This window comes from Streptomyces spinosus (assembly GCF_020400655.1).
Classification (GTDB): Bacteria; Actinomycetota; Actinomycetes; order Streptomycetales; family Streptomycetaceae; genus Streptomyces; species Streptomyces argyrophylli.
In genome coordinates, this window is sequence record NZ_JAINRC010000007.1 from 213,939 (window position 1) to 240,038 (window position 26,100).

25 protein-coding genes are annotated in these 26,100 nt (G+C 73.6%); 14 read left to right on the forward strand and 11 right to left on the reverse strand.

Annotated features, from left to right (window positions below):
• Positions 1–89: 89 nt before the first annotated feature.
• Complete coding sequence (locus tag LG395_RS15510) at positions 90–1,136, reverse strand: class I SAM-dependent methyltransferase (RefSeq protein WP_225810127.1); 1,047 nt, start codon at positions 1,134–1,136, stop codon at positions 90–92.
• 240 nt (positions 1,137–1,376) lie between these two features.
• Between LG395_RS15510 and LG395_RS15515 the strand changes: the two genes are divergently transcribed.
• On the forward strand, positions 1,377–1,781 hold the full coding sequence (locus LG395_RS15515; RefSeq protein ID WP_171159493.1) for an STAS domain-containing protein: 405 nt from the start codon (positions 1,377–1,379) through the stop codon (positions 1,779–1,781).
• A gap of 24 nt (positions 1,782–1,805) precedes the next feature.
• On the opposite strand, the gene LG395_RS15520 is transcribed toward LG395_RS15515, so the two are convergent.
• The 4 genes from LG395_RS15520 to LG395_RS15535 form a co-directional block, all read right to left on the reverse strand.
• Positions 1,806–4,319: an ATP-dependent Clp protease ATP-binding subunit gene (locus tag LG395_RS15520; protein ID WP_225810130.1), complete on the reverse strand. Its 2,514-nt coding sequence runs from the start codon at positions 4,317–4,319 to the stop codon at positions 1,806–1,808.
• Positions 4,320–4,507: 188 nt separating this feature from the next.
• Positions 4,508–4,876: an NUDIX domain-containing protein gene (locus LG395_RS15525; RefSeq protein WP_225810131.1), complete on the reverse strand. Its 369-nt coding sequence runs from the start codon at positions 4,874–4,876 to the stop codon at positions 4,508–4,510.
• 78 nt (positions 4,877–4,954) lie between these two features.
• Entirely contained in the window at positions 4,955–5,836 is an 882-nt protein-coding gene (locus tag LG395_RS15530) for a diacylglycerol kinase family protein (protein ID WP_225810132.1), read from the reverse strand.
• A 39-nt stretch (positions 5,837–5,875) separates the two neighbouring features.
• Complete coding sequence (locus LG395_RS15535) at positions 5,876–7,468, reverse strand: FAD-binding oxidoreductase (RefSeq protein WP_171150304.1); 1,593 nt, start codon at positions 7,466–7,468, stop codon at positions 5,876–5,878.
• 126 nt (positions 7,469–7,594) lie between these two features.
• Between LG395_RS15535 and LG395_RS15540 the strand changes: the two genes are divergently transcribed.
• On the forward strand, positions 7,595–8,206 hold the full coding sequence (locus LG395_RS15540) for a TetR/AcrR family transcriptional regulator (RefSeq protein ID WP_171150305.1): 612 nt from the start codon (positions 7,595–7,597) through the stop codon (positions 8,204–8,206).
• Positions 8,203–9,783 carry a glycerol-3-phosphate dehydrogenase/oxidase gene (locus LG395_RS15545; RefSeq protein WP_225810133.1) on the forward strand — a complete coding sequence of 527 codons (1,581 nt, stop codon included), beginning with the start codon at positions 8,203–8,205 and terminating at the stop codon, positions 9,781–9,783. The genes LG395_RS15540 and LG395_RS15545 overlap by 4 nt, the downstream gene beginning before the upstream one ends.
• A gap of 358 nt (positions 9,784–10,141) precedes the next feature.
• Here the strand turns inward: LG395_RS15545 and LG395_RS15550 are convergent, their stop codons facing one another.
• Positions 10,142–11,593, reverse strand: a complete 1,452-nt coding sequence (locus tag LG395_RS15550) for a WGR domain-containing protein (RefSeq protein ID WP_225810134.1) — start codon at positions 11,591–11,593, stop codon at positions 10,142–10,144.
• A 126-nt stretch (positions 11,594–11,719) separates the two neighbouring features.
• Positions 11,720–12,424 (reverse strand): SDR family oxidoreductase, encoded by a 705-nt coding sequence (locus LG395_RS15555; protein ID WP_225810136.1) that lies wholly within the window; start codon positions 12,422–12,424, stop codon positions 11,720–11,722.
• A 622-nt stretch (positions 12,425–13,046) separates the two neighbouring features.
• On the opposite strand from LG395_RS15555, the gene LG395_RS15560 reads away from it, so the two are divergent.
• Both LG395_RS15560 and LG395_RS15565 read left to right on the forward strand, forming a co-directional pair.
• A complete protein-coding gene (locus LG395_RS15560) occupies positions 13,047–13,844 on the forward strand; it encodes an SAM-dependent methyltransferase (protein ID WP_225810137.1) in 798 nt (265 codons plus the stop codon).
• 360 nt (positions 13,845–14,204) lie between these two features.
• Positions 14,205–15,683: a glutamate-cysteine ligase family protein gene (locus LG395_RS15565; protein ID WP_171150310.1), complete on the forward strand. Its 1,479-nt coding sequence runs from the start codon at positions 14,205–14,207 to the stop codon at positions 15,681–15,683.
• Between the two features lie 134 nt (positions 15,684–15,817).
• On the opposite strand, the gene LG395_RS15570 is transcribed toward LG395_RS15565, so the two are convergent.
• Positions 15,818–16,210, reverse strand: a complete 393-nt coding sequence (locus tag LG395_RS15570; protein ID WP_171150311.1) for a winged helix-turn-helix transcriptional regulator — start codon at positions 16,208–16,210, stop codon at positions 15,818–15,820.
• A gap of 130 nt (positions 16,211–16,340) precedes the next feature.
• Here LG395_RS15570 and LG395_RS15575 point away from each other — a divergent pair, with 130 nt between their 5' ends.
• Entirely contained in the window at positions 16,341–16,991 is a 651-nt protein-coding gene (locus LG395_RS15575; protein ID WP_171150312.1) for an FMN-dependent NADH-azoreductase, read from the forward strand.
• A gap of 79 nt (positions 16,992–17,070) precedes the next feature.
• Here LG395_RS15575 and LG395_RS15580 read toward each other — a convergent pair whose 3' ends face one another.
• Both LG395_RS15580 and LG395_RS15585 read right to left on the reverse strand, forming a co-directional pair.
• Complete coding sequence (locus tag LG395_RS15580) at positions 17,071–17,832, reverse strand: cache domain-containing protein (RefSeq protein ID WP_171150313.1); 762 nt, start codon at positions 17,830–17,832, stop codon at positions 17,071–17,073.
• 37 nt (positions 17,833–17,869) lie between these two features.
• Entirely contained in the window at positions 17,870–18,610 is a 741-nt protein-coding gene (locus tag LG395_RS15585; protein WP_372463257.1) for a FadR/GntR family transcriptional regulator, read from the reverse strand.
• A gap of 110 nt (positions 18,611–18,720) precedes the next feature.
• Here LG395_RS15585 and LG395_RS15590 point away from each other — a divergent pair, with 110 nt between their 5' ends.
• From LG395_RS15590 to LG395_RS15625, 8 genes are all read left to right on the forward strand, one after another.
• On the forward strand, positions 18,721–19,752 hold the full coding sequence (locus tag LG395_RS15590) for an ABC transporter ATP-binding protein (protein ID WP_225810139.1): 1,032 nt from the start codon (positions 18,721–18,723) through the stop codon (positions 19,750–19,752).
• 29 nt (positions 19,753–19,781) lie between these two features.
• Positions 19,782–20,981, forward strand: a complete 1,200-nt coding sequence (locus tag LG395_RS15595) for an ABC transporter substrate-binding protein (RefSeq protein ID WP_225810141.1) — start codon at positions 19,782–19,784, stop codon at positions 20,979–20,981.
• A 3-nt stretch (positions 20,982–20,984) separates the two neighbouring features.
• Positions 20,985–21,878 (forward strand): ABC transporter permease, encoded by an 894-nt coding sequence (locus tag LG395_RS15600; protein WP_225810143.1) that lies wholly within the window; start codon positions 20,985–20,987, stop codon positions 21,876–21,878.
• Between the two features lie 41 nt (positions 21,879–21,919).
• On the forward strand, positions 21,920–22,735 hold the full coding sequence (locus LG395_RS15605; protein WP_171150318.1) for an ABC transporter permease: 816 nt from the start codon (positions 21,920–21,922) through the stop codon (positions 22,733–22,735).
• A 60-nt stretch (positions 22,736–22,795) separates the two neighbouring features.
• The gene (locus tag LG395_RS15610; RefSeq protein WP_171150319.1) at positions 22,796–23,077 is read left to right on the forward strand and encodes a hypothetical protein; all 282 of its coding nucleotides are present in this window, start codon (positions 22,796–22,798) and stop codon (positions 23,075–23,077) included.
• Between the two features lie 67 nt (positions 23,078–23,144).
• Entirely contained in the window at positions 23,145–23,927 is a 783-nt protein-coding gene (locus tag LG395_RS15615) for a YqjF family protein (protein ID WP_225810144.1), read from the forward strand.
• Positions 23,924–24,466 carry a hypothetical protein gene (locus tag LG395_RS15620; RefSeq protein WP_225810146.1) on the forward strand — a complete coding sequence of 181 codons (543 nt, stop codon included), beginning with the start codon at positions 23,924–23,926 and terminating at the stop codon, positions 24,464–24,466. Before LG395_RS15615 ends, LG395_RS15620 begins: the two co-directional genes overlap by 4 nt.
• 142 nt (positions 24,467–24,608) lie before the next feature.
• A complete protein-coding gene (locus LG395_RS15625) occupies positions 24,609–25,490 on the forward strand; it encodes a DMT family transporter (protein ID WP_225810147.1) in 882 nt (293 codons plus the stop codon).
• Positions 25,491–25,541: 51 nt separating this feature from the next.
• Here the strand turns inward: LG395_RS15625 and LG395_RS15630 are convergent, their stop codons facing one another.
• Complete coding sequence (locus LG395_RS15630) at positions 25,542–26,024, reverse strand: carboxymuconolactone decarboxylase family protein (protein WP_171150322.1); 483 nt, start codon at positions 26,022–26,024, stop codon at positions 25,542–25,544.
• Positions 26,025–26,100: the final 76 nt, after the last annotated feature.

Below are 26,100 nucleotides of genomic sequence, written 5' to 3' on the forward strand. Positions count from 1 at the left end.
AGACCCCGGCCTTCCCTCACGGCGGACCGGGCGGGGCCGCGTTCGCCGCTCCGGCGGACCGGGCGGGGCCGCGTTCGCCGCTCCGTGGTCTACGGCCGGATCTCGTACACCGCGTTGAAGGGGGTCTGCGTGGCCCTGCGGAAGCGGGTGAAGCCCGCCTCGGTGGCCATCTCGCGGACGGCCGCCTCGCCGGCCTGCGCGCCCAGGGCGTAACCGCCCTGCTGGGACAGGGCGTTGGGCACGCACAGGAACGTGGAGGCGCTGTAGTACAGCCGGCCCACCGGGTGGAAGTTCTCCTCGACGCGGTCGGACGCGAGCGGTTCCACGAGGAGCCACGTGCCGTCCGCGGCGAGCGCTTCGCGCGCCCGTCGGGCGGCCCCCAGCGGGTCGCCCATGTCGTGCAGGCAGTCGAACATCGCCACCAGGTCGTAGTCCGCCCCCTCGAAGGTCTGCGCGGTGGCCACCTGGAAGGTGACGCGCCCGGCGACGCCGGCCTCGGCGGCCCTCTTACGCGCCAGCGCGATCGACTCGCCGTGGTAGTCGGACCCCACGACCTCCGTGCGCGGATACGCCTCGGCCAGCAGGATCGACGACGAGCCGAGACCGCATCCCACGTCGGCGACCCGGGCCCCGGCGGTCAGCTTCGCGTCGACCCCGTCCAGGGCCGGGATCCAGTTCGGGACCAGCTCGGCCTCGTAACCGGCGCGGAAGAAGGCGTCCACCCCGAAGAACACCTCGGCGTCGTGTTCGTGCCAGCCGACGCCCTCGCCGGTGCGGAAGGCCTCGGCGATGCGGGGCTCGGCGCGCAGCGTGCCGAGCGCGAAGCGGAAGGCGGCGGCGACGTCGGGACCGTGCGGGTCGGCCAGGCAGAACGCCTGCTCCTCGCCCAGCGAGAACCGGCCGGTCGCCGGGTCGTACTCGGCGTATCCGCCGGCGGCCTGGCCGCGCAGCCACTCGGTGAGGTAACGCGGATGGCACCGCGTGCGTGCGGCGAACTCCTCGGGTGTCGCCGGGCCCTCGGCGAGTGCCCGGTACAGGCCGAGCCGGTGCCCCAGCGCGATGCTGCCGGCGGCCTCGGTGGACGCGAGGTCGGTGACGAAGCGGTCCAGGAACCGCTTGGTCCTCTCCTGATCCATCCCGGTTCTTCCTTCCCGTCGGCCGGGTCGGGCCGTCACATCAGGGAAGGCTCATGGCTCGGCCGTCCTCGACGGGACTCCTGGCCACCTCAGCCTATGTCCGCCACCGGCCCGACGCCCTCCCGGACCGCGCGGCGCGGAGCCCCGCCGTCCTCGCGCGCCCCGGCGGTCACCAGGCGGCCGCAGGGGCCGGCCTGCATCCTCCGGGCGATCCTGGGCAGCCTGACGGGAAGGGAAGCTCTGGGCAAGGATCGGGTGAGCGTGGACGAGGGACGCGTGGCAGACACGGCAGACACGAACGAGCAGGCGGGGCCGGAGCCGCTGTCGGTCACGCGGACCGACGTGGACGGTGTCACCGTCGTCACGGTGACCGGTGAGGTCGACCACCACACCTCCGGCGCCCTCCGCAGGGCTCTCGCCCCCGCGGACCCCGACGGCACGCGTACCGTCGCGGACCTCAGCGGTGTGCCGTTCATGGACTCCAGCGGCATCAACGTCCTCATAGCCGCCCATCAGGCCCACGCCCCGGGGGGCTGGCTGCGTCTGGCGGGCGTACGGCGGCCCGTCCTGCGCACCCTGGAGATCGTCGGCCTCACCCCCCTCCTCGCCTGCTACCCCAGCGTGCACGACGCACTGGGAGGCTGAGGGGCGCGCCGGGGACTTGCTCTCTCAGCCTTCCCGGGACGGCGGTTCACCGGAGCCGCTTTTGCGTACCGTGCAGTGCAGCGAGTCGTCGCGGACCTCGGCGACGATCGTGTCGCCCGGGTCGGCCTCGCCGCCGAGCAGCAGGCCGGCGATGCGGTTGTCGAGTTCCGCCTGGATCGTGCGGCGCAGCGGGCGCGCGCCGAACTCCGGCTGGTGGCCGTGGGCGATGAGGAGCTTCTTGGCCGCTTCCGTGACCTCCAGGTCCAGGCCCTGCGCGCGCACCTTGCGCCTGCTCTGGTCCAGCAGGTGGTCCACGATCTGCCCGAGGTCGTCCTCGGTCAGGGCGTGGAAGACGATGATGTCGTCGATCCGGTTGAGGAACTCCGGCAGGAACCGCGAGCGCAGGTCCTCCATCAACTCGTCCTTGAGTGCGGAGACATCGCCCTTGTGCTCCAGGATGCGGCGCGCGCCGATGTTGGACGTCATGATGACGACGCAGTGCCGGAAGTCGACGGTGCGGCCCTGGGCGTCGGTCAGCCGCCCGTCGTCCAGGATCTGCAACAGTGTGTTGAAGACGTCGGGGTGGGCCTTCTCCACCTCGTCGAAGAGCACCACGCTGTAGGGCCGGCGGCGGACCTTCTCGGTGAGCTGGCCCGCTTCCTCGTAGCCGACGTATCCGGGAGGGGCGCCGACCAGCCGGGCGACGGTGTGCTTCTCCTGGAACTCGCTCATGTCGAACCGGATCATCCGGTCCTCCTCGCCGAACAGCAGGGCGGCGAGGGTCTTGGCGAGTTCGGTCTTGCCGACACCGGTCGGGCCGAGGAAGAGGAAGGAGCCGACGGGGCGGCGGGGGTCGCCCATGCCGGCGCGGTTGCGGCGCACGGCCTGCGAGACGGCGGTGACCGCCTCGTCCTGGCCGACGATCCGCGCGTGCATCTCCTCTTCGAGCCGGAGCAGTCTCTCCTTCTCGCCGGCGGTGAGCTGGGAGACCGGGATGCCGGTGCGGCGGGAGACGACGTCGGCGATGTCGGAGGCCGTGACGGAGACGACGCCCTCGCGGCGCTCCTCGATGCCGGCGAGTTCCCCCTCCGCCTCGGCGATCTCCCGCTTCAGCTCCGAGGCCTTCTCGAAGTCCTCGGCGGAGACGGCCTGTTCGAGTTCACGGCGCAGCCTGGCGATACGGTCCTCGCGGCTGACGATCTCCGTGGAGCGTCCGGCGCTGCGCAGCCGCACCCGGGCACCTGCCTGGTCCATCACGTCGATGGCCTTGTCCGGCAGGAAGCGGTCGCTGATGTACCGGTCGGACAGTTCGGCGGCGGCGACCAGGGCCTCGTCGTCGAAGCGGACCTGGTGGTGCGCCTCGTAGGAGTCGCGGAGCCCTTCGAGGATCTGCACCGTCTCCTCGACCGTGGGCTCGGGCACCATCACGGGCTGGAACCGGCGTTCCAGGGCGGCGTCCTTCTCGATGTACTTGCGGTACTCGTCGATGGTCGTCGCGCCCACGACGTGGAGTTCACCGCGCGCGAGCGCGGGTTTGAGCATGTTGCCCGCGTCCATGGAGCCCTCGCCGGTGGCGCCGGCGCCGACGACCGTGTGCAGTTCGTCGATGAAGAGGATGATGTCGCCGCTGGCCGCCTGGACGTCCTCGATGACCTTCTTGAGCCGTTCCTCGAACTGTCCGCGGTACTGCGCGCCCGCCACCATGCCCGACAGGTCCAGCGAGACGACACGCTTGTTCTTCAGGACGTCGGGGACCTCGCCCGCCACGATGCGCTGGGCGAGGCCCTCCACGATGGCGGTCTTGCCGACTCCGGGTTCGCCGATGAGCACCGGGTTGTTCTTGGAGCGGCGGGAGAGGATCTCGACGGTCTGCTCGATCTCCTCGGCCCGGCCGACCACCGGGTCGAGCTTGCCGGCCTTGGCCTCCTCGGTCAGGTCGCGGCCGTACTCGTCCAGGGTCGTGGCCGGCTTCTTCCGTTCGGCGGGGGCCCCTTCGGCGCGCGCCGCCGGCTGTTCGGTCAGGCCCGCGACGCGCTCGGTGTCCAGGCCCTCGGCACGCAGCATCCGGGCCGCGCCCGTGTCGCTGTCGCCGAGCAGGGCGCCGAGGATGTGCTCGGGACCGATGTAGGAGACGCCGGCCGCCTGCGACCGGGCGTAGGCGGCGCCGAGGGTGCGTTTGGCCGCCGGGGTGAGGCCCGGCTGTGCGGAGGGTTCGGCGGACTCGCGCGGGAGGACCTTGGCCAGCTCGGCGGCGACCGTGTCGGGGTCCACGCCCAGCTGGGACAGGAGCCGGCGTGAGGGGTCGACCTGGGTGGCCGCCCAGAGCAGGTGCTCGGTGTCCAGGTCGGAGGTGCCGTCGTCGGCGGCGCGCTGCGCGGCCAGGTTCAGCAGCTGCCGGGAAGAATCCGTCAGCAGCCGTCCGATGGGCACGCGCTGCACGGCGGGGGGCGATGACGTCGGCGACATTCCGAAGAAACGATTCAGCAGCTCGTTGAACGCATCCGAGGAACCGAACGGCGCACCGAACGACATCGACATGACAGCTCCTGGTACGGCGGAAGCAGCAGCGGTATCGAGGCCCCCGGACGGCCCCTACTCACTGAACCCCCGTCGGGACGGCCCCGCAACCGGAAGGGACCGGCATGGGATCCGGCCCGCCGTCCGCACGCGGGGCCGACGGCACACTCCCTGCCACGGCCCGCGGTTCCCCGGCCGGCCGCGGGTGTTCACACGGGGGTGTGCCCCCGCAGGTACGTGCGCACGCTCGCCGGCAGCGGCGTGCCGGCGGTCTCCTCCATCGGTGCCCAGCGCACCTGCTCCGGTGCGAAGCGGCCCCCGTCCGACGGTGACCCGCTCAGCAGCTGGCAGACCACGGCCGTCTCCCCCGCCGCGTCCCGCGGCTCCAGCGGCTCGGTGCCGTCGACCAGGTAACCGGTCAGCTCGTAGACGGCACGGGCCGCCGTGGCCTGGGCGCTCTCGGCCGGTTCCGGGGTGCCCGAGGGCAGTGCCCAGCCGTCTCCCTCCGGCACCAGCAGCAGCCGCCCGTCGTACACGACGACCGCCCGCACCACACCCTCGGCCTGCTCCAGCGACATATGGCTCCCCTCCCCAGGCACTCCTTGCCTACCCAGCGGCGCGCGGGTGATGCGCCGTGAACGCCGGTGCGGTGCGCGTCAGTACAGCACCGGCAGGTCCCCGGGGCGTACCCGCAGCGTCACCGGCAGGGTGGCCTCCACCTCGCCGTCGGCGCCGTAGGGGACGGGCCGGCCCGCCTCGATGCGCAGTTCGCGGCCGCGCAGGACGCTCACCTCGGGGCGGCGGACGTGGGCGCCGGTCTTCAGCTCGTTCATCAGGGTGAAGAACAGCCGGCGCGGGGCCTCGCGGATCAGCACGAGGTCCAGCAGGCCGTCGTCGACGCGCGCGCCGGGCGCGATGAGCCGGCCGGAGCCGTAATAAGGGGAGTTGGCCGCGACGACGGTGTAGCCGCGGTGGGTGTGTTCCGCCCCGTCGACGGTGACGCGGTAGTCGGCCGCCCGCCAGGTGGTCACGGCGCGCAGGCCGCCCGCGTAGTAGGAGGCGGCACCGCGCAGCAGCCGGGCGTTGTTGGCGTGCCGGTTGGCCAACGCGTCGACGCCGGCGTACACGCTGCCGAGGACCACCGTGCGCGGATGCGCGGCCGACTCCACCTCGATCGTGTCGACGGGCCGGGGCTCGGCGTGCAGCAGGACGCCGGCGAGCGCGGCCGGGTCGGCGGGCAGGCCGAGCGCGCGGGCGAAGTCGTTGCCGCGTCCGGCCGGTACGAGGCCCAGGACGGTTCCGGTACCGCTGAGCGCGCCGCCGATGCCGCCCGCGATGCCGTCGCCGCCCACGGCCAGGACGACGCGGCCGCGCGCACCGGCCGCGCGGGCGATGTCCTGGGCGTGGGCGAGGCTGTGGCTGTACTCCGTCTCCAGTTCGGCCCCGCCCTCGCGGAGCAGCCGGGCCAGCCGGAGCAGGGTCGCCGCCCCGGTGGAGCCGCCCGCGGTGGGGTTGACGACGGCGGTGAACTGGCGCATCGGTGGGCCTTTCGAGGCAGGCGGACGGATCGGGTGGGGTCAGTCGGTGGGCAGCAGCACGCCGGGGTTGAGGAGTCCCTCCGGGTCCAGGCGGCGCTTGACGGCGCGCAGGGCCGAGACGCCGAGCGGGCCGGCCTCGCGGACGTACCAGTCGCGGTGGTCGGTGCCCACCCCGTGGTGGTGGGAGATGGTGCCCCCGGCGGCGAGCACGGCTTCGCCGGCCGCGTGCTTGGCGGGCGCCCAGTGGGCCACCGGGTCCTCGCCCTGGGCGCTGACGACGGTGAAGTACAGCGAGGCGCCGTTCTCGTACACGTGCGAGATGTGACACATCACCAGGGGTGGGGTGCCGGCCTGGGTGAGGGTGTCGGTGAGCGCCGTGCGGACGGCCGTGTAGAGGCCGGGGAGGCGGGACCAGAAGGCCGCGGTCTCCAGCGTCTCGGCGAAGGCGCCGGTGTCGAGCAGGGCGTCGCGCAGGTAGGGCGCGGAGTAGCGGCCGTGCGCCCAGCGTTCGCCGGGTCCGGTGCCGGCCGGGGTGCCCCCGCAGTCCGTCAGGACGGCCGCCGCCCGTTCCCGGCGGTGTGCGGTGTCCTCGGCCGTCCCCTCGTATCCGGTGATCGCCAGGCACCCCGCACCGCCCTGCGCCGGGTCGGTGCCGATGGCGTCCGGCTGGGCCAGGCCGACGAGCGTCTCGGTCTCGTCGGACAGGCGCAGCACGGTCGGCCGGGGGCCGTCCTGGGCGAGCCGGCGCAGTGCGGTGGCGCCCTCCTCGAAGGAGCCGAACCGCCAGCCCTCGTACAGCCGCGTCTCGGGCAGCGGACGGATCCGTACGGTGACGGAGGTGATGACGCCGAAGGCGCCCTCGGAGCCGAGGATCAGCTGGCGCAGGTCCGGTCCGGCGGCGGAGCGCGGGGCACGGCCGGTCTCTATGGTGCCCTCGGGGGTGGCCAGGGTGAGGCCGAGGACCATCTCGTCGAAGCGGCCGTACCCGGCGGAGGCCTGTCCGCTGGAGCGGGCCGCCGCGAAGCCGCCGATGGTGGCCCATTCGAAGGACTGCGGGAAGTGGCCGAGGGTGAAACCGTGCCCGGCGAGCAGGGCCTCGGCCTCGGGGGCGCGCAGGCCGGGCTGGAGGACGGCGGTGCGGGAGACGGGGTCCAGGTCGAGCAGGCCGTTCATGCGGCGCAGGTCCAGGGCGACGAACGCGCTGCGCTGCGGGGCGAGTCCGCCGACCACCGAGGTGCCGCCGCCGAAGGGCACCACGGCCAGGCCGTGCGCGGCGCAGGCGCGCAGCACCGCGAGCACCTCGTCGTGGCCGGCGGGCAGGACGACGGCCTGCGGGACGTCGGCGACGTCGCCCGCGCGGATGCGCAGCAGGTCCGGGGTGGACTTGCCCCGGGTGTGCCGGATGCGGCTCTCGGTGTCCGTGCGGACGTGCTCCTCGCCGCCGACGGCCGCGGCGAGCGCCGTGCGGGCGGCGCCGCCCAGGGTGGGAGGGGGCAGGCGGATGTCCTCCAGGGCGAGCGCGGGCGTGCTGCGCGGTTTGACGCCGAGCAGGTCGCGCAGCAGCCCGGTCACCGAGTCGGGCAGCGGCGCCGCCTTGGCCGGGTCGCCCCAGCCGTTCCACAGCATGTCCATGAACGGTCGTCCTCACAGGTGGGTGTGCTGGTCGGGGTGCGGTCGGGGTGCCCGGTCCGCGCGGCCGGGCGGCCGTCCGCGGGGCCCGTCCGCCTCCGCCGGCGCCGGGGCGTTACACTGTGACACATGACGCCCATTCGTCACAACGGTTCGGGCAGCGGCTCGGACAACGATCACGTGCTCGACGCGGTACGCGACTGTGTGCTGGCCGTCGGCGTACGGCGCACCACGCTCGCCGACGTGGCCCGCCGCGCCGGCGTCTCCCGGATGACGCTGTACCGGCGCTGGCCGGACCTGCGGAGCCTGGTGGGCGACCTGATGACCCGGGAGTGGATCGACGTGGCCACCCGGGCCATACCGGAGCCGACGCCCGGCACGGCCACGCGCACCCGGATCGTGGACGGACTGGTGGCCGGGGTCGGGGCGTTCCGCGCGCACCCCCTCTTCCGCAAGATCGTCGACGTCGATCCGGAACTGCTCCTGCCCTACGTGCTCGACCGGCGCGGCGCGAGCCAGGAGGCGCTGCTGGCGCTGCTGGCCGACGCGCTGCGCGAGGGCCACGCGGACGGGTCCGTACGGCCCGGCCACACCGAACGGCAGGCGCGCGTCCTGCTGTTGACCGTGCAGTCCTTCGCCCTGTCCCTGCGCACCATGGCCGACGAGGACGATCCGGAGCTGGACTCCGCCGCGCTCCTCGCCGAGCTGCGCACCCTCCTGGAGAGGACCCTGACGCCATGAGCCACACCGAGGCCGCGCCCGGCTCGTCCCTGAGCGCACACCGGCGCGGCCGGGAACTGGCCGAGGCCGCGGACGGCCGGACGGTCGACGTCCTGGTCGTCGGACTGGGCGCCACGGGCGCCGGAGCCGCGCTGGACGCGGCGGCCCGAGGACTGGACGTCGTCGCGGTGGACGCCCACGACCTGGCCTTCGGCACCTCACGCTGGAGTTCCAAGCTCATCCACGGCGGGCTGCGCTACCTGGCCTCCGCGCAGTTCGACGTGGCCCACGAGAGCGCGGTCGAGCGCGGGGTGCTGATGACCCGCACGGCCCCGCACCTGGTGGCGGCCCAGCCGTTCGTGCTGCCGCTGACCCCGCTGGTGTCCCGGGCCCAGGCCTCGCTGGCGTGGGCCGGGCTCCGGGCCGGGGACGTGCTGCGGCTGGCCGCCCGGACCCCGCGCCAGGTGCTGCCCGTGCCCCGCCGGCTCTCGGCGACGGAGGCCCGGCACCTCGCCCCCTCGGTCCGCGCGGCCGGGCTGCGCGGCGGGCTGCTCTCCTGGGACGGCAAGGTGACCGACGACGCCCGTCTGGTGACCGCCCTGGCCCGGACGGCCGCCGCGCACGGCGCCCGGGTGCTGACCCGGGTGCGGGCATGGGAGCTGACCGGGGCGGGCGCCCGGATCCGCGACGAACTCACCGGCGAGGAAGGCGAGATCAGGGCCCGCGCCGTCATCAACGCCACCGGGGTGTGGGCGGGCGCCCTCACCGACGGCATCCGGATACGGCCCTCCCGCGGCACCCACCTCGTCCTGCGCTCCGAACGGCTCGGCGCCCTGCCGGCCGGACTGCACATCCCGATCCCCGGGGAGAGCAACCGCTTCGTGCTGGTCCTGCCCCAGGGGGACGGCCGGGTCTACGTCGGCCTCACCGACGAACCGGTCGACGGCGCGGTCCCGGACGTGCCGGAGGTCCCCGAGACCGACATCGGCTTCCTCCTGGACGTGCTCGGCTCTGCCCTCGACACCCCCGTGTCCCGGGACGAGGTCGTCGGCGCGTTCGCCGGACTGCGCCCGCTGCTGGACACCTCCGGCCACGACGGCCCCGAGGGGGCACCCCGCACGTCCGACATCTCACGGCGGCACGCGGTGCTCACCTCGCCCGACGGTGTCACCACGGTCGTCGGCGGCAAGCTCACCACCTACCGGCGGATGGCGCAGGACGCCGTGGACGCGGCGGCCGGAGCCCGCGGCCTGCGCGCCGCTCCCTCCCCCACGGCCGCGCTGCCCCTGATCGGCGCCGCCGCGCCCGAACGCCTGCGCACGCTGCCCGCACCGCGCCGCCTGGTCCGCCGCTACGGCACCGAGGCCGTGGCGGTCCACGCCCTCGCCGCCCGGGACCCCGCCCTGGCCGAGCCGGTGCTCCCCGGCCATCCCGTCACCCGCGCCGAACTGCTGTGGGCGGTGCGGCACGAGGGCGCCCTGGACGAGTCCGACCTCCTGGACCGCCGCACCCGCATCGGCGTGGTCCCTCAGGACCGCGCCCAGGCGCTGCCCACGGCCCGGGACGTCCTGGACAGGGCGGCGCCGGCACGCCCCTGACACCCCGGCGCGCGGCCGACGCGCGCGCCCGGTACTCGATGGTGCCGGGCCCGCGCCCGGGCGGCACGTCCCGCTCCGCCGGTGTCCGAAGGGGCGGCGCGTCCCGTGCCGCCCCTTCCCGGTCGTCGTGCGGCGCCGCTCGGCGAGGGCGCCGGGCGGGCCGGAGGAGTCGTGCGCGAGGCGTCGGACCGGCAGTCGGCGCCGGCAGCCGATCCCGCCCGGCGGCGTCCTTGGGCCGCAGTGCCCGCGCCACGACAGCGGACCGGGCCGCCGCCCCGCCTGGGCACCGGCAGCGCCTGGAGGCCTCGACGGGACCCGCTGCCCCGTCTCCCCCGCGGCACCGCCGGGTGCCCCGGCGTCACAGCAGGCGCCGGATGTCACCGCGGACGCGGTAGAAGCCGCCCGCCGCCGGGTGCAGGGCGTCCACCACGTACCGTGCGCCGGGTTCGCGTATCGCCCGCGGGAACTGCACGTTCCAGGAGGGGTCGTAGCCGCCGGAGACCACGTGGACGCGCAGTCGGCCGCTTTCCTGGACGCACTCGACCACCACCGCGCCGGCGGGTGCCTGGGCGACCGTGGCCACCGCGGCGACCGCCGTGGCCGGGGCGTACGTCGGCGTCGCGGCGGCGAGCTTGACGTCCCGCACCACCGGTACCGTGCCCTGCTGGGCCGCCGAGACGGCCGCCTCGCTCGCGTCGACGCACACCAGCGAACCGTCGGTGGTGACCAGGTACAGCCGTCCGTCGCGGTACTGCATCGACAGCGCCGAGCCGCCGCCCGTGCCGAGCTTCCACAGGCGTGTGCCGTCCCGGTCGAAGCAGTAGACGGACGACGCCGCGTCCCCGGCGAACACGAACCGGCCACCGGGCGAGGTGGCGCACGAGTACACCGCGCTGTCGCACGCGTACGTCGCCTCGATGGCGCCGGTGTCCTTCGACAGTCGCTGGACCACGCGGTGCGCGGTGCCCGCGTACACCGCGTCCTGTTCCTGCCAGCCGAAGAGCACGCCGCCCTTCGTGGACGTGTGCCACAGCTCGCCGCCGCCGTCGGGGGCGTAGGCGGTGACGCCACGGTGGTGGCCGTGGTAGACGGCCCGGTCGTCGGCGCGGACCATCCAGGCGTGCTCGCCCTGGCTGCGCCGGGACCACTGGTGTTCGTCCTCGTGGTCGATGACGGTGAGCCGGCCGTCCCGGTCGGAGACGTCCAGGACGCCCTCGTGGATGTCCAGCCAGAAGATGTCGACGTCGGCGGCGATGTCGTAGGCGGCGAAGGGAAGTTTGGAGGACAGGTCGTAGACCTTGCCGTCGTCGCAGCCGGCGTAGATCCAGAAGTCGTCCGCGACCAGGCACTTGACCCCGTCGGGCAGACTGAACCGGGCCAGGACGGCGCCCTGGTGGTCCAGGGTGTAGACGTCGCCCGCCTGGTTGCCCACCCAGCAGCGGTCGTCGTCGACATGGATGCCGAACGCGGCGGAGCCGGTGCGGAAGCGCCACAGGACCGGGGCCACGGCACGGGCGGTGGACGGCGCGGAGCTCACCTGACGGCGGGTCACCGCGCGGGGCGCGCGCTGCCCCCGGACCGCCGGGGCGTATCCCTTGCGGACCTTCTCCCCCACCTTCCGCGCGGCGGCGGCCCGGGCCTTCTCCGCGGTCGGGAACGTCGTCGTCTGCGTCTGTCCGGCCGCGCCGATCCTGCCGTACCGCACCGTCACCACCTGTCCGTCGACGGTGACCTCGTAGAACTTGTGGGCGCCGTCGCCCTCCTGCGACAGCTCCAGGTACGTCGTCGACACCGCGGACGCCGTGGACATGGCACACCCCTCCCCCAGGCGGACCCGCGGCCGTTCCAGCAGGTCCTCGACTGCTCCTCACCGTAGGGGCACCCACTGACAATCGCCCCGGGCCCCGGGGCCGGCCCGGACCCGGGGCCCGGCGGCCTAGGCGGACAGCTGGGGGTACAGCGCGGCCAGGTCTCCGGAGAGGCCCGCCTTGACCTGCCGGCTGATGTCGTCCGCCAGCACCTCGTACGCCCCGGCCTCCACGCCGTCGAGGGCGAGCGCGGCGACGTCCCGGGGGGCGGACTTGGGCCCGTCCACGTGTGCGGCCATGTCGGTGTCGACGTAGCCGACGTGCAGTCCGGTGACCCCGATGCCGCGGTCCCTCAGCTCCAGGCGGAGCGAGTTGGTCTGCGACCACAGGGCCGCCTTGGTGGCACTGTACGAGCCGGCGATGCCGATCCAGGACAGGACGGAGTGGACGTTGAGGAGGTGTCCGCCGCCGTTGCGCTCGATGGCCGGCACGAAGGCGCGGGTGACCAGCAGCGGTCCGTAGAAGTTGGTCTCGAACTCCCGGCGCACGTCCTCGAGCCCGGCGTCCAGGAAGGAGTGGGCGCCGACCGAGATGCCGGCGTTGTTGACCAGGACGGTGACGTCCTCGGCCCGCGCCGCCGCCGCCGCGACGGACGCGGGGTCGGTGACCTCCAGCGCGAGAGGTACGGCGTCGGGGTGCGTGACGCTGCGCGGGTCGCGGGCCGTGGCGTACACCTTGGCGGCGCCGCGGGCGTACAGCTCCTCCACCAGCGCCTTGCCCAGTCCGCGGCTGCCGCCGGTGACCAGGGCGACAGAGTTCTTGATCGACGTCATGTCTCTCTCCACAAATGGAAACCGATCTGTTTCCCCTCACCGTAAACCGATCGGTTTCCAAGGGCAAGCCCGTCACGGCACGCACGTGGGGGCGTTCGTCACGGTCGGGCTGCCGCGGACGTCTCCACCGGTACGGCTCGGCCGGCCGGCGTGACGCGGCGGCTCGGGCGGGCCGCGTGACCGGGGGCGAGCGGGGGCGTGACCGGGGGGGTCGAGCGGAGGTGCGAGCGTGGGGTGTCCGGCGGGGCGGGGAACGGCCCGAGCGCATGGATTAACCGTTCCCCGCGCCCGCCGGACCGGCCCGCCGCCGCCGCACGGCAGGGCGGCGTGCCGGTCCGTGGGGTCCGCCCTCGGCGGACGTGCCGGGAGCCCGGTCCTGTTCCGACCCTGCGGCGCCGGGCCCGTACGCGCCAGCCGGAAGGGTCCGGCGGGGTGAGGCGCCGCACGCGCGGCCCGGCCCCGGCGCGCGCGGCGCGGGTCCGGCACCGGCGGCCCTCTCCCGCACGGTGCCGGCAACCTGCGGGAACTCCCGACGCGGTGAGGGGAGTTGAGCGCTGATGTGGGAAGCTGTGCCCGGCCGTGCGCGGACCCGGGCCGTGACGGTCGTCGAGAGGAGCTCAGCGTGACACAGGACGGCTTCGAGGCCGTGGACATCGACACCAGCAAACCGCACCCCGCGCGGATCTACGACTACCTGCTGGGCGGCAAGGACAACTACGAGGTGGACCAGCAGGCCGGCGACCGGCTCGCCGCCGCGGCACCCGAGGCGCGGATCGGTGTGCGAGCCAACCGGGCGTTCCTGCAGCGCGCCGTCCGGTACGTCGTGGGCAGCGGGGTCCGCCAGATCCTGGACATCGGCACCGGGCTGCCCACCTCGCCCAACGTGCACGAGGTCGCGCAGTCGGTGGCCCCGGACGTCCGCGTGGCCTACGTCGACAACGACCCGATCGTGGCCGCGCACGGCAACGCCCTGCTCAGCCGGTCCGGCACGACCCGCATCATCCTGGGCGACCTGCGGCAGCCGCGGTCCGTCCTGGACCACCCCGACGTCCGCCAGCTGATCGACTTCGACCAGCCGGTCGCCCTGCTCCTCGTCGCCATCCTGCACTTCCTCACCGACGAGGAGCGGCCCGCCGAGATCGTCGCCACCCTGCGCGACGCGCTGCCCGCGGGCAGTTTCCTGGTGCTCTCGCACGCCACCGGCGACTTCGCCGACCGCAGCGACGCGCAGGCCGTGTACTCCAACGCGACCGCCTCCCTGAACCTGCGCGCCCGCGCGGAGGTGGAGCGGTTCTTCGAGGGCTTCGACCTCGTCGAACCGGGCCTGGCCCAGGTGCCCTTCTGGCGCCCGGACACCCCGCCGCCGCCCCACTCGGCGGAGATCGGCTTCTACGGCGGCGTGGCCCGCAAGACCGCCTGACCGACGGACCCGCGCACCTCCTCGCGGTGCGCGGATCCGTGAGGGCGAAGGCGCGCGGGCCGACGGCACGGCAGCGGCCGGCTCCACGGCCGCACCACGGGGCGGGGGCCGCCGCCGACCCGGCGGGTCGTCCGGTGGCCTCGCCCGGATCGGCAGCGGCCTCCCGCCCGCTCGGGCCCACGGCCTCGGCGGTGCCGAGCCGGAACCGCCGCCCGTCGTACGCACACCCGCGCCGTATCCACCGCGTCCCCTTGCGAAGCCGGGCCGGGTTCCCCGCCCTCGGCCCTCGTCCGCATGGTGGCCGTCGGCCGCTGGTGCCACGCTGGGGGGAGAGGTCCGACGAGGGACGCTGGAGGGTCGATGGGGCGTGACGTCCCGGCGCTCGTCTTCACCCGCGAGGACCGCCGCCGGTACCGGATCAAGATGCAGGAGTGCCTGGACGCCTTCGCGCAGATGCTCCGCGAGGCACGGTTCGAGTCGGAGCGGCCGCAGGTCGGCCTGGAGATCGAGCTGAACCTGGTCGACGACGACGCCGAGCCGGCGATGCGGAACAGCGATGTGCTGGAGGCGATCTCCGACCCGGCCTGGTCCACCGAGCTGGGCCGGTTCAACCTGGAGATCAACGTGCCGCCCCGGCGGCTGACGGCGGGCGGGCCGGACGCCTGGGAGTCGGAGATCCGGGCCGCGCTGAACCACGCCGACCGGCGGGCCCGCTCGCTCGGCACCCGCCTGCTCATGGTCGGCATCCTGCCCACGCTGCGGCAGGAGGACATCGGCGAGGACACCCTGTCGGAGAACCCCCGCTACCGCCTGCTCAACGACCAGGTCTTCGCGGCCCGCGGCGAGGACCTGCGCATCGAGATCGACGGAGCCGACCGGCTGCGCACCTACGCGGACACGATCACCCCGGAGGCCGCGTGCACGAGCACGCAGTTTCATCTCCAGGTGTCCCCCGAGGACTTCGCCGGCTACTGGAACGCGGCGCAGGCGATCTCCGGGGTGCAGGTGGCGCTCGCGGCCAACTCCCCCTTCCTGTTCGGCAAGGAGCTGTGGCACGAGACGCGTATTCCGCTGTTCGAGCAGGCCACCGACACCCGCCCGGAGGAGATCAAGGTGCAGGGGGTGCGGCCCCGGGTGTGGTTCGGGGAGCGGTGGATCAACAGCGTCTTCGACCTGTTCGAGGAGAACCTGCGGTACTTCCCGGCCCTGCTGCCCCTGTGCGACGAGCAGGACCCGGCGGAGACGCTGGACCGCGGCGACGTCCCCGAGCTGCCCGAGCTGACCCTGCACAACGGCACGATCTACCGCTGGAACCGGCCGGTCTACGCCGTCGCGAACGACCTGCCGCACATCCGGGTGGAGAACCGGGTGCTGCCCGCCGGCCCGACCGTGGCCGACACCCTCGCCAACGGCGCCTTCTACTACGGCCTCACCCGGGCCCTGGTGGAGGAGGACCGACCGGTGTGGTCGCGGATGTCCTTCTCGGCCGCCCGGGACAACCTGCACGCCGCCGCGCGGCACGGCATCGACGCGCGGCTGTACTGGCCCGGGATGGGTGAGGTGCCGGTGCCGGAACTGGTGCTGCGGCGGCTGCTGCCGCTCGCGCACCAGGGGCTGGAGCTCTCGGGAATGGACGCGGCGTGGCGGGAGCCGTTGCTCGGCGTCATCGAGCAGCGCTGCGTCACGGCACGCAATGGTGCGGTGTGGCAGAAGGAGATGTTCCGTCACCTCGCCGGCACGACGCACGCCGGCCGGCACGAGGTGCTGCGCCGGATGACCCAGGTGTACATCGACTACATGCACCTCAACGCGCCGGTGCACACCTGGCCGGTCGACTGACGCGGGTGCGGCCGCCCGGCCGCCGGCTGGTCATCGGGAAACTCCCCGGGCGGTCACCGCGCAAGACGGCCGGGCCGGCCGCCGATGAACTCCCCCGAGCCCCCGCGAGCCCGGCATGATCCAAACGAAAGACCCTAGCCCCGTGCCCCCGCCGGACGTTCCAGGTTCGTCTCGGTGCATCCCGACGCCTCCGGCAGATAGGCCTTGGCCCAGTCCGCCAGTTTGCGCAGGGCAGGCTCCAGGGCGGCACCGGACTCGGTCAGCCGGTAGGACACCCGCAGCGGCGGGCCCTCGTCGACCTCGCGCAGGACGAGGCCGGCCGCGCCGAGCTCGGCGAGCCGGTCGGAGAGCATGCGCTCGCTGATGCCGGGGATGGCCCGGCGCAGGTCGGCGAAGTACGCGGGCTGTTCGACGAGGACGGCCACGATCGGGCCGCTCCAGCGTTTCCCGAGCAACTGGAAGACACGGGTGATGCCGTCGTCCACCCGTTTGCACGCCGCGCTGTCGTGGTTCTGCTCCGCCGCCATGCCCCCAGCTTACTATCCCGCCGTAGGGGGCTGAAGAAAAGTAAGTGAGTGTGTTAAACATAGTTCTGAACGAAACGTGAGCCGACGCCTCGGCGCCCGGCCGTCCTGCCCCATTTCAGGAGAAATCCGCATGCCCACCCTGCTGCACATCGACTCGTCCGTGTTCTCGACCGAGGCGTCGGCCTCCCGCGCCGTGACGGCGACCTTCCGCAAGCACTGGCAGGAGCAGCACCCCGACGGCACGGTCGTCTACCGCGACCTTGCCGCCGACCCCGTGCCGCACCTCTCGGCGGAGGCGCACGTCGCCGGCTTCGTCCCCCCGTCCGCGCACTCGCCCGAGCAGGCCGCCGTCTTCGCGGAGCGCGTCAAGCTGATCGAGGAGCTGGAGCAGGCCGACGCAGTGCTGATCGGCGCTCCGATGTACAACTACACGATCCCGTCGACCCTGAAGGCCTGGCTGGACAACGTGATCCTGTTCGGCCGCACCGCGGGCGAGACCCCGTCCGCCAAGGGCACCCCGGTGACCGTCGTCGCCAGCCGCGGCGGCTCCTACGCGCCGGGTACCCCGCGCGAGGGGTACGAGTACGTCCAGAACTACCTCACGGCCGTCCTCGCCGACGCCTTGGGCCTGGACCTGGACTTCATCGTCCCGGAGCTGACCATGGCCCCGCAGAACCCGGCGATGGCCGAGCTGATCCCGCTGTACGAGGCCTCCCGGGACCAGGCCCACGCGGCCGCGGCCGACAAGGCCAAGCGGCTCGCGGAGCGCCTCGCGGCCTGACCCTCCGCGTAGCGCACGACGGACCCCGGGCACGGGCGGCCCGGGGTCGCACGCGTGCGCGGGGCCGGCCGGAGCCCGCTCAGGCCAGGACCAGCACCAGCGGCACGGCCTCGCACGGCACCAGCCGCAGGCCGTCGTACCCGCCGGGCCGCCCGGCGGTGAGGAGTTCGCCGAAGTCCGGGCCCTTGGTCAGGGAGCCGGCCAGGTGGGCGGGGTCGGCGGAGGCGGCGACCCGGCCGCGCGCGTTCACCAGGCGGGCCGGCCGGGACAGGCGGCGCAGCAGCGGAAGCACGGCCGCCTCGAAGTGCCGCAGGTACACGTCGGCCGCGGCGACCCCGGCGAACCGCCCCTCGCTCCACACCGGTTCGGACAGGGTGAGGCTGTACTCGTCGGAGCAGAGGTAGTCCACGTACGGTCCGGCGACGGCCCGGCGCCCGGTGTCCCGGGGCAGCGCGAACCAGTCCCAGTGCGTGTAGTCGGAGTAGGCCGACCGGCCGGGGTCGAGATCGAGCAGGAGCGGGCGTACGGCGCCGTCGGCGCCCGCCTGCCACCACTCCAGCCAGGCCGGCACGTCGGCCAGCAGGCCCGGGGCGGCGACGAAGCCGGCGCCGGAGACCAGTTCCTCGCGGTCGAGGCGCAGATGGAGACCGGGGCGCAGTGCGGCGAGGTCACGGCTGGCGGGCCGGCGCCCCTCGGCGGCCACCCGTTCCAGCAGGGCCGCGGTGTCGGCACGGGTGGCGGCGACCGACGTGAAGACGGCCTCCAGCGCGCCGCGCACCCGCGCGGCCACCCACGCCTCCTGGTGCGTCACGGCAGTGGCGAGCCCGGCGCTGACGCCCATGTGTCCTCCAGCGGACGAGGAACCGGACGCGGCGCGGTCAGAGGGTCAGACGCGCGGCGACGAGCCGCGCCGTCGACTCCCTGACGCACCGCTCGGCCAGCGTGCCGGCCGTTTCGTGGGCCCCATCTTGCACGGCGCAGATGACGGCGCGATGACGGTCCGCAACTTCTTCACGACATGCGTCGTCTGCGAGGACGAGGCAGAGCAGGGCGCCGACCTCGCTCTGCAGGGCGACCTGTTCGCGGGTGAGCCGGGCGGACTGCGCGGCGGCGGCGAGCTCGACGTGGAAGCGCCCGTACAGCCGGCTGCGCGCCGCCGCGTCCTCGGCGCGCGCCAGCTCCTCGGCCGTACGGCGCAGGGGCTGGAGGTCCGCGGGTTCGGTGCGCTGGGCGGCGAGCCGGGCGGCGGCGCCGGACAGGGCGGCCCAGTGGTCGCCGAGGTCGCGCAGTTCCTCGGTGCTCCAGCCGCGCAGCCGCGCCCTGAGCCGGTCGTCCGCGGGGACCTCGGGCAGGGAGACGAAGCTGCCACCGCCGCGGCCCCGGCGGGTGGTGAGCAGGCCCTGCTGCCGCAGTGCCATGAGCGCCTCGCGCAAGGTGACCGTGGAGACGCCGAGCTGCCCGGCCAGTTCGCTCTCGCCGGGGAGCTGTTCGCCGTCGGCGAGGAGGCCCAGCTCTATGGCGTCGCCGAGGCGGCGGACGACGGCGTCCACGCGGGCCCGGCTGTCCACCGGGCTGAAGACCGCCTTGCGGGCGCCTCCGTCGGTCTCGTGCTGCCTCACGGCCATCACCTCGCGCGTTGACTCAAGCTTTACCTTAAGGGGACCTTGAGCTATGACCTATGACTTCATATGTTTGCGATCAACGTTCAGCGCCCCAGAAAGGTTCCCGTATGGAGGGAATGGCGATCCGGCTCCAGGGCCTGCGCAAGTCGTTCGGCGGGACCACCGCCGTCGACGGCGTCGACCTGGAGATACGGGACGGCGAGTTCTTCTCGATGCTCGGCCCGTCCGGCTCCGGCAAGACGACGGTGCTGCGGCTCGTCGCCGGGTTCGAGACCCCCGACCGCGGCCGGATCGAACTCGCCGGGCAGGAGGTCACCGACCTCGCCCCGTTCGAGCGGGACGTGCACACCGTCTTCCAGGACTACGCGCTGTTTCCGCACATGACGGTCGAACAGAACGTCGCCTACGGGCTGAGGATCCGCCGGATACCCAAGGCGGAACGCCTGGTCCGCGCCCGCAAGGCGCTGGCCGAGGTCCGCCTCGAAGGCTACGGCCAGCGCCGGCCCGCCCAGCTCTCCGGCGGCCAGCGCCAGCGGGTCGCGCTCGCCCGCGCGCTCGTGGGCCGCCCCCGCGTCCTGCTGCTCGACGAGCCGCTCGGCGCGCTCGACCTGAAGCTGCGCGAGCAGATGCAGGTCGAACTCAAGGCCATCCAGCGCGAGGTGGGCATCACCTTCGTCTTCGTCACCCACGACCAGGAGGAGGCGCTGACGATGAGCGACCGGATCGCCGTCTTCGACCAGGGCCGCGTCGCCCAGGTCGGCACCCCCGCGGAGATCTACGAACGCCCCGCGACCCCCTTCGTCGCCTCCTTCGTCGGCACCTCCAACCTGCTCGAAGGCGAGGCGGCCCACCGGATCACCGGCTCCGCCGGCACGTACAACATCCGTCCGGAGAAGATCCGCGTCCTGAAGGAGGCCGCCGAGGCCGACGAGCCCGGCCACGCCACGGCCACCGGCACCGTCGCCGAGGTCGTCTACCTCGGCGACGCCACCCGCTTCCTGGTCGACCTGGACGGCGGCGGCCGGCTCACCGCGCTCCAGCAGAACCTGGAGACCTCCTCCGCGGACGTCGCCGCCTACCGCGGCACCCGGGTCCGCCTGCAGTGGCACCGCCGGCACGCCGTCCGGCTCCCCTCCTGACCCCGTCCCCCTCCCCCCTGGAGAACGCCGTGCGTCTCACCCGTACCCTGCGCGCCTCGGCCGTCTGCGCCGCCGCGCTGCTGCTCGCCGCCGCCTGCGACTCCTCCGGCTCCGGCGGCACCTCCGCCACCGGCCTCAACCCGCCCGACCTCAAGGCCCCCACGAAGCTCGGCAGGACGGAGGGCCAGGTCAACCTCGTCGCCTGGGCCGGCTACGTCGAGGACGGCTCCAACGACCCCAAGGTGGACTGGGTCACCGACTTCGAGAAGCGGACGGGGTGCCAGGTCCACTCGAAGGTCGCCGCCAGCTCGGACGAGATGGTCAAGCTGATGAAGACCGGCGAGTACGACGCCGTCTCCGCCTCCGGCGACGCCTCGCTGCGCCTGATCGCCTCCGGTGACGCGGCCCCCGTCAACACCGCTCTGGTCCCCAACTACAAGGACGTCTTCAGCGGGTTGAAGAACGGTGCCTGGAACTCCGTGAAGGGCAAGATGTACGGCATCCCGCACGGCCGGGGCGCCAACCTGCTGATGTACGACACGGCGAAGGTGAAGCCCGCGCCCACCTCCTGGTCCGCCGTCTTCGACGACGCCTCCCGGTACAAGGGGCACGTCACCGCCTACGACTCGCCGATCTACATCGCCGACGCCGCCCTGTACCTCAAGGCCACCAAGCCCGGATTGAAGATCAAGGACCCCTACGCACTCGACCAGAAGCAGTTCGACGCGGCCGTGGCACTGCTGAAGCGGCAGAACGCGAACGTCGGCGAGTACTGGAGCGACTACCTGAAGGAGGTCTCCGCGTTCAAGAGCGGGGACTCGGTCGTCGGCACGACCTGGCAGGTCATCGCCAACCTCGCCGCATCCGAGGGCGCGAAGGTCAAGGCGCTGGTCCCGAAGGAGGGTTCGACCGGCTGGTCGGACACCTGGATGGTCTCCGCCAAGGCCAAGCACCCCAACTGCGCCTACAAGTGGCTGGACTGGATCGTCTCCCCCAAGGTCAACGCCCAGGTCGCCGAGTACTTCGGCGAGGCTCCCGCCAACTCCAAGGCGTGCGCCGAGACCAGCGACAAGAACTTCTGCACGGTCTACCACGCTGCCGACGAGAGCTACTGGAAGAAGATCGCCTTCTGGAACACGCCCATCGAGCAGTGCCTCGACGGCCGCACGGACGTCCGTTGCGTCCCGTACGCCAAGTGGGTGCAGGCCTGGACCGAGATCAAGGGCTGAGCCGTGACGACCGATCTGCCGACCGCCGCCGGCCGGGGCACCGTCCGGCGGCTCGCCGGAACCCTGCACCGCAGACCCCGGCTGCGGCTGGCCCTCCTGCTCACCGCCCCGCTGCTGTGGCTCGCCGTCCTCTACCTCGGCTCGCTCGCGGTGCTGTTCGTCTCCGCCTTCTGGACGACGGACTCCTTCACCTCCCAGGTGGTGAAGGTCTGGTCGACGGACAACTTCCACGCGCTGTTCACGACACCGGTCTTCCGGCAGGTCGTCCTGCGCAGCGTCGGGGTGGCCCTCGCGGTGACCGCGCTGTGCGCGCTGATCGCCTTCCCGGTCGCCTTCTACACCGCGCGCGTGGCCCGGCCGAGGTGGCGTCCGCTGCTCGTCGTGGGCATCCTCACCCCGCTGTGGGCGAGTTACCTGGTCAAGGTGTACGCCTGGCGGCTGATCCTCTCCGAGGGAGGTCTCGCCGACTGGATGCTCGCGCCGTTCGGACTGAGCGGCCCCGGCTACGGTCTGCCCGCCACGGTCCTCACCCTGACCTACCTCTGGCTGCCGTACATGATCCTGCCGATCCACACGGCGCTGGAACAGCTCCCGGCCGGCCTGCTCGACGCCTCCGCCGACCTCGGGGCCCGGCCGGGGCGCACCTTCCGCTCGGTCGTCCTGCCCATGGTGCTGCCCTCGGTCGCCGCCGGGTCGGTGTTCACCTTCTCGCTCAGCCTCGGCGACTACATCACCGTGCAGATCGTCGGCGGCAAGACCCAGCTGATCGGCAACCTCGTCTACTCCAACATCGAACTCAACCTGCCCATGGCCGCCGCCCTCGGCACCGTGCCGGTGGCCGTCATCGTCCTGTACCTGCTGGCGATCCGCCGTACCGGCGCCCTGAACAGCCTGTGACCCGCCCGCACACCCGTCGGAAGCCGAAGAGGAAGAGCGCCATGCACCTCAGCCGCACCGCCCGCATCGCCCTGCGCATCGGCGCCGGGCTCGGCTTCGCGGTGATCTACGTCCCGCTGCTGCTCGTCCTGGTCAACTCCCTCAACCCGGACCGCAGCGCGAGCTGGCCGCCGCCGGGCCTCACCGTGCGCTGGTGGTCGGTGGCCGCGCACAACTCCGGTGCCCGCGAGGCCCTGTGGGTGTCGGTGAAGGCGGGGCTGGGGGCGACGGCCGTCGCGCTGGTCCTCGGGACGCTGATCGCGTTCGCCGTGGCCCGGCACCGCTTCTTCGGCCGGGACGCGGTGTCCTTCATCGTGGTCCTGCCGATCGCGCTGCCCGGCATCGTCACGGGCATCGCCCTCAACTCGGCCTTCAGCACGGTGCTGGAGCCGCTCGGCGTGGGGCTGGGGCTGTTCACCGTGATCGTCGGGCACGCCACCTTCTGCATCGTGGTGGTCTTCAACAACGTGGTGGCCCGGCTGCGCCGTACGTCCGGCTCGTACGAGGAGGCGGCCATGGACCTCGGCGCGACCAGCTTCCGCGCCTTCGTGGACATCACCTTCCCGCTGGTCCGCTCCGCGCTGCTGGCCGGCGGCCTGCTCGCCTTCGCCCTGTCCTTCGACGAGATCGTGGTCACCACGTTCACCGCGGGGCCGGGCATCGAGACCCTGCCCATCTGGATCTTCGGCAACATGACCCGGCCGCAGCAGGCGCCGGTGGTGAACGTCGTGGCCGCCGTCCTCGTCCTGCTGTCGGTGGTCCCGATCTACCTCGCCCAGCGGCTGTCGGGGGACACGGCGACGTCCAGCCGGGTGTGAACGACGGCGACACCCGCGCGGTGCGGTCCCGGGAGCGCGGGCCGGTGCGAACCTGCGCCCATGAAGAACCCTCCCGCCATCACCCGTTACGTCGACCGGGTCACCGCCGGCCCGGGCGGTGCGATGACCGACGAGGTCGGCGTCATCACCGGCGACCTCACCGTCGCCACCATCCTGAGTTCCGACGGCCACAGCGTGCGCGTCGTCGTCCAGCACTCCGGCAGCGACACCTGGTACACGCTGACCGGCAGCCCCGCCCCCGTGCCCGCCGGACAGCTCGCGGCCTACCACCGGGACCTGCTCGGCCGGATCCGCCGCGGGGGCGGCACCCGGGCCACCTGACCGGACGCCCGGGCGGGCAGGCCCGCTCCCCGGGTTTCGGCGCGGGCCCCCGGGGGATTCGGTGCGCGTGGTCTCGTACGGAGCAGAGCAGCGCGTGCGCCTGCCCGCGTTGCGGGCCGGCTGGCTGACCCAGACCTTCGTCCACTGGGCGTACCCGCCCGAAGAGGTCCAGCGGCTGCTGCCCGACGGTCTGGTGGTGGACACCTTCGACGGCGCGGCGTGGGTGAGCCTCACCCCGTTCGTCATGGCCGACGTGCGCCCGCCGGGGCTGCCGCTCGCGCTGCCCTCGTTCCCCGAGACCAATCTGCGGACCTATGTGCGCGACCGGAGCGGCCGGGACGGGCTGTGGTTCCTGTCCATCGAGGTGTCCTCCCCGGTGATGCTGGGCGCCCGCGCGGTCGGGGTGCCGTACCACGCCGGCCGGCTGGAGGTGACGCGCCGCGGGGACACCCTGGTCTACGCCGGCGCCCGGCGGGGCGGCGGGCCTTCCTACGAGGTGGCCGTCCGCCCGGGTGAGCCGGTCCGGCCCGGCACCCGGGACGTGTGGCTGACCTCGCGGTGGCGGGCCTTCACCCGGCGGCTCGGCGCACTCTGGGAGACACCCGTGGAGCACGCGCCCTGGCCGGTGCGCGAGGCCCGGCTCGACTCCGTCGAGGAGACCCTCACCCGGGCGGCGGGGCTGCCGCCGCCCACGACCGCACCGCTCGCGCACTACTCGGACGGCGTGCACAAGGTACGCCTGGGCCTCTCGCACCCCGTACGGCCCGATCGCCGCCGGGGTGCCGATCACGTCCCGCCGGACGCACCGCACCCACGACCCCACGGCACACACGAAGGAGGCGCGCGATGAACCGTCCCGCCACACCCGGCCCCCGGAGCACGGGCGGCGCCGACATGAAACTGCTCGGCATCTACCTCAACGACCACCTCGCCGGTGCCACGGCGGGTACCCAGCGGATCGGCCACCTGGTGCGGTCGACCCGGGGTTCCGCGCTCGGCAGGGCCCTCGGCCCGGTCGCCGCGGAGATCGCCGAGGACCGCGCGGCGCTGCTGGACATCATGCGGGACCTGGACGTGCCGGTGCGGCGCGCGAAGGTCTGCGCGGGCTGGACGGCCGAGAAGGTGGGTCGTCTGAAGCTGAACGGCCGTCTGGTACGGCGTTCTCCGCTCAGCACGCTCCTGGAACTGGAGGCGATGCGGCTGGCGGTCGAGGGCAAGGCCGCGGGGTGGCTCACCCTGCGGCGGCTCGCCACCACCGACAAGCGCCTGGACCCCGGCCGCCTCGACACTCTCCTGGAACGGGCCCGGCGCCAGCAGGCCACCGTGGAGGAGTGGCGCGTGCGCCAGGCGGACACGGCGCTGCGCACGGCGGACCCGGTCACCGCCTGACCCCCCCCGCGCGCCGGCCGGCGGGTCCGGGTGCGCCCCGGCGCGAGGTGACTCGGGCCGATCCGCGCGGGAGCGCCCCTTTCCGTAGGCTGGGAGGGTCCCTGACTCCTCCGGGAGACCGACCCGCCGGCAGGAGACGATCGTGATCGAACTGGCCGCGGCGTTCGCCGTCGCGGGAGCGGCGAGCAACGCCGTGGGCACCGCCTTCCAGCGCAAGGCGGCGTCCGTCTCCCGGGGCAGCGGGATCCGGCTGGTCGCGGAGCTGGCACGCCGGCCGGCCTGGGTGATCGGCATGGCCGGTGTCGTCTGCGCCGCGGTGTTCCAGAGCCTCGCCCTGGTCAACGGCCCGCTCGCGCTGGTCCAGCCGCTCTTCATCCTCGAGCTGCCCTTCGCACTGCTCGTCGCCGCCCCGCTGATGCACCGGCGGCTGCCGCCCTGGGGCTGGTGGGGGGTGGGCGGCTGCGTCGCCGGGCTCGCCTTCCTGCTCGTCGCCGCCGCCCCGCACGGTGCCACCGACCAGGCCCGGCTCGTCCGCTGGATCCCGGCCCTGTGCCTGTGCCTCGGCGCGATGGCCGCGGCCGTCCTGCTGGCCGGCCGGGGCCGTCCGCCGGCCCGGCGCGCCGCGCTGCTGGCGGCCGCCTCCGCGACCGGCAACGCCCTGACCGCCGCCCTGCTGAAGTCGGCCTCCGGCACGTTCGCCGACCACGGCTTCGCGGAGTTCCTGCGGTCGTGGCAGACGTACGGCTTCGCGCTGGCCGGGGCGGCTTCCGTGATCCTGCTGGAGAACGCGCTCCAGGCCGGCCCGCTGGCCGCCGCGCAGCCCGCGCTGACCATCGGCGACGCGGTGGTGAGCCTGGCCCTCGGCGTCTTCCTGTTCGGGGAGCGGATCCGGACGGGCTGGTGGCTCGTGCCGGAGGTGTGCGGGGCCCTGCTGATCGCGGGGGGCGTGCTGGTCCTCAGCCGGGCCGTCCAGCAGATCGTCATCCTGCCGGTCCCGGCCCGGGAACGGCACCCCGCGACGTGAGACGGCCCCGGGGCCGCGAGGGGGTCTACGGGCGGGTGCGCCCGCGTCGGTTCACTGCTCGGCCCGCACCCGGTGCCGGCTCATGACGGAGACCCGGTTGAAGGCGTTGATGGTGACGGCCACCCAGATCACCGCGGATATCTGGTCCTCGGTGAGGACGTCCCGCGCCGCCGCGTAGGCGGTGTCCTGGGCGGCGGTGTCGGCCGCGGCCGTGGTCGCCTCGGCGAGGGCCAGGGCGGCTCGCTCGGCGGGCGTGAAGAGGTCGGTGTCGCGCCAGGCGGCGAGCACGCCGAGGCGCTGCGCGGTGTCGCCGGCCCGCAGCGCCGCCCGGGTGTGCAGGTGCAGGCAGTAGGCGCAGCCGTTGAGCTGGGACACGCGGAGGTTGACCAGTTCCACCAGCACCCGGTCCAGGCCCGCGTCGGCGGCGACCGCGCGCACCGCCTCGGACGTCTGCACCAGCGCGTGGTACGCCTTGGGGCTCTGCTTGTCGATGTAGATCCGCCGGTCGGCGCCGGCCGGGACGGGACTGGTCAACGTGGGCTCCTCCGGGCGTCAGCTTTGTTGAACTTGAAACTATCATGACCGGTGCGGAGGAGGGAGCCCGGAACCG